This is a genomic window from Martelella sp. (genome assembly GCF_984369615.1).
The window spans coordinates 1-3550 of sequence record NZ_CFHTCS010000413.1 but is presented as its reverse complement, the minus strand read 5'-3'; the positions used below and the strand labels follow the sequence as shown (position 1 = coordinate 3550).

General features: G+C 64.1%; 4 protein-coding genes. All 4 read left to right on the top strand.

The features are described from left to right. Window positions 1–501: 501 nt before the first annotated feature. Window positions 502–1350, top strand: a complete 849-nt coding sequence (locus tag AC5DC2_RS21350) for a septal ring lytic transglycosylase RlpA family protein (RefSeq protein WP_491699941.1) — start codon at window positions 502–504, stop codon at window positions 1348–1350. Between the two features lie 80 nt (window positions 1351–1430). Further along, the gene (gene tmk, locus AC5DC2_RS21345) at window positions 1431–2108 is read left to right on the top strand and encodes a dTMP kinase (RefSeq protein WP_491699940.1); all 678 of its coding nucleotides are present in this window, start codon (window positions 1431–1433) and stop codon (window positions 2106–2108) included. After that, the gene (locus AC5DC2_RS21340) at window positions 2101–3147 is read left to right on the top strand and encodes a DNA polymerase III subunit delta' (protein WP_491699939.1); all 1047 of its coding nucleotides are present in this window, start codon (window positions 2101–2103) and stop codon (window positions 3145–3147) included. Before tmk ends, AC5DC2_RS21340 begins: the two co-directional genes overlap by 8 nt. Window positions 3148–3283: 136 nt before the next feature. Beyond that, the coding region (locus AC5DC2_RS21335; protein WP_491699938.1) for a class I tRNA ligase family protein at window positions 3284–3550 on the top strand (267 nt) is incomplete at its 3' end.

Here is a 3550-nt window from a genome sequence, read left to right as displayed (position 1 = left end):
TTCACGCACGCCGGTTTTCAAGACCGGTGCCTTAAACCGCTCGGCCACTCCTCCGTGAGGGCTGCGCTGCCGGTCGGCGGTTTTTGCGACCGTCATCCCTGCAGCGTTCCGCGCTTTATCACCGCTTTCTTGCGGCGGTCAATGCCGTATTGGAGCGCCGTGCGTTCCTTCGGACGCACAAAGGACGCTCCAACCTATCGAACCTCCGCATCGTGCTTTCCGAAAATCGATTCCGATTTTCGGGCCGATGCGCTAGCCCGCCTGTGCCGGTATGCTCCTCCCACGCCTGTGGTTGCGGTGCTTCCGGCAATTGCGGGTTGAACACGGCTCTCGAATTTGCTACGCGCCTTAAAGCGGCCACGAAGTCTCCGCATAGGGGACGATATCCAAATTTCAAGATGGCGGTTTCAGGCGAGGTTTTCCCGCCGGCCGGTCAAGACAAATGGAAGAATTGCTGGCATGAGAGAGTTCCGGTTATCCGCTTCGGTCGCAATCTTGGCCGTGACAGCCATGCTGAGTGCTTGCACGACCACCGGAGATACATCCGAAAAGGCCGGGGATGAGGCCAAGGATGCCACGGAAACTGCTGGAGAACAGACGGCAACTGCCACGAGTCTCGGTTACCAGAAGGTCGGCAAGCCCTATCAGGTGAGGGGCAAGTGGTATACGCCCAAACATGTCGAGACATATTCCAAGGAGGGGCTCGCCTCCTGGTACGGGCCGAACTTCAACGGCGGGCGCACCGCCAACGGCGAGACCTACGACATGAACCATCTTTCGGCGGCCCACAAGACGCTGCCGCTGCCGAGCTATGTCCGCGTCACCAACAAGAAGAACGACAGCTCCGTCATCGTGCGCGTCAACGACCGGGGTCCCTTCGTTTCCGGCCGGATCATCGATCTTTCGAAAAAGGCGGCCGAGATGCTCGACATGACCCATGAGGGCGTTGCCGATGTGCGTGTCGACTATATCGGTCCCGCGCCGCAGTCGCCCGATGACATGGATTATCTTCTCGCCTCCTTCGAGAAGAAGGCCGTGCCGGAAGGCGTGGACCCCGCCCGCTTCGGCGAAGCAGGCGTTCAGCTTGCGCAGGCTGAGACGAAACCGGCGACCGAGCGCTCCAACACGCTGATGGCCCTCGTCGAGAACAAGGCCGAGAAGAAGCCGGCGGCGACGGCCGCCAACATGAAGGTCGCGGCAGTCGCCTCCGCAAAGGCGCCGCAGGAGGCGCTGGCGCTCGTCGACAACGCGCCCGAAGCGCCGACAAGCGCAGCCGGAAAGGCGGCGGAGTCCATCCTGACCGACGATGCGAGCCTGCCCGTCGTCGCGCCCATTCCGTTTAAAAAATAGGGCCCCGCGCCCCCGGGGCTTTTTCCCGCCGCCGAAATCCTCTAAACCGGCGTCTGTCGGGACAAAAGGCGACGGACGACATGGCTGAGCAGGGCATTTTCATCAGTTTCGAGGGTGGGGAAGGCGTCGGCAAATCGACGCAGATCCGGCTGCTCGCCGAACGCCTCGGCACGCTGGGACACAAGGTTCGCGTCACCCGCGAGCCCGGCGGTTCGGCTGGCGCGGAGGCCGTGCGCCATGTTCTGCTCTCCGGCGCTGCCGAACCCTTCGGCGTCGGCATGGAGGTGCTGCTGTTCGCCGCCGCGCGCAACGATCATGTCGAGGAGATCATCCGGCCGGCGCTCGCGGCGGGACAAATCGTGCTCTGCGACCGGTTCATGGATTCCTCGAGGGCCTACCAGGGGGCGACCGGCGCGCTGGCGCCGGAATTCGTCGCCACGGTGGAGCGGGTCGCCGTCAACGGCGTTCGCCCGGACCTGACGCTGATCTTCGATCTCGATGCACTGGAAGGATTGAAGCGGGTGCGCGGGCGGCTGCCGGAAACCGCGCTTGCCGGCGCGCCCGACCGCTTCGAGAAGGACGACCTTGCCATTCACGCGGCGCGGCGGCAGGCATTTTTAAGCATTGCCGAGGCCGAGCCCGAGCGCTGCCGGGTTATCGATGCCGCGGCCGCGCCCGAAACGGTTGCCGGGGCGGTCTGGCAGGTCGTTTCGGAAGTTCTTGCCTCCCGCAATCTCGGGAGTGGCGCCGATGGCTGACGAACTGCTCCTGGAGGGCGCTGTCGAGCCTTCGCGCAACCGCCATCTCTTCGGTCACGGCGAGGCCGAAGCCTATCTCGCCCAGTCCTATCGCGGCGGCAAGGGGCATCATGCGCTGCTTCTGGAAGGGGCGGCCGGCATCGGCAAGGCGACGCTCGCCTTTCGCTTTGCCAACCACGTGCTGCATTTTCCCCATCCCGCCGATGCGCCGGATCACCTGATCGAGCCGGACCAGACATCGCCGCTGACGCGCCAGATCATCGCCGGCGCATCGCATGACCTTTTGCATCTGAAGCGCCCGGTTGATGCGAAGAGCGGCAAGCTGAAGACCGCGATCACCGTGGAGGAAGTGCGCCGGGCAGGCCACTTCCTGTCCCAGACCTCGGGAACCGGCAACTGGCGCATCGTGATCGTGGATGCGGCCGACGACCTTAATCGCAATGCCGCCAACGCAATTCTGAAAATCCTCGAGGAGCCGCCAAAAAACGCGATGTTCCTGCTGATTTCGCACGCGCCGGGAAGGCTCCTGCCGACGATCCGCTCGCGCTGCCTGCCGCTGCGCCTGCGCCCGCTGGCCGCGCAGGACCTGGCTGCGGCGCTCGGCGCGCTCGGCCTTTCTGCGGGGGGGCAGGACGAAGAGCGCATGGCGGCGCTCGCAAACGGCAGCGTCGCCGAAGCCCTGAAGCTGGTCAACTATGGCGGGCTGGAGATCATCGATGCCTATGAGGCCGTGCTGGAGGGAACGCCCGCAGAGGCGCGTCTCGTCATGCACAAGCTTGCGGATACGGTTGCAAAGCGCGAGAACGAGACCATTTTCGATTTTCTGCTCGGCCATATAGACGGGGACATCAAGACGCGGGCGCGCGAGGCGGCATTTTCCGGCGATCTCCCGCTTGCCGAAAGGCTGGCCGGTCTGTCCTCCAGGATCGCGGCCGACGTGGCGGAAGCCGATGCCTACAATCTCGACCGCAGGCAGCTGGCGCTCGATCTGCTGTCGCGGCTGCGATCCACGCTTGAGCCCCCGGGCGCCGACGCCTGAAGCAGGTTTGACTTGATGCGCTGATTGAGGGGCGGTAAGACCGGTCAGATTTCAGCACCGGTTCCGGATTTCAGCGGACGCCGGCTTGCCCGCAATATCAGAAACGTCCCCGGAGCGAACCGGCTCCCAGACAGCCATGCACACGGACAGCGGAATGAGCGACAACAACAGGTATTTCATCACAACGCCGATCTTCTATCCCAACGGCGCGCCGCATATCGGTCATGCCTACACCATGATCGCCACCGACGCGCTTGCGCGTTTCCGCAGGCTGGACGGCATGGATGTGCGCTTCCTCTCCGGCACGGACGAGCACGGGCAGAAGATGCAGCAGACCGCCGAAAAGGAAGGCGTCGCCCCGATCGAGCTGGCGGATCGCAACTCGGCGGTCTTCCGCGAGACG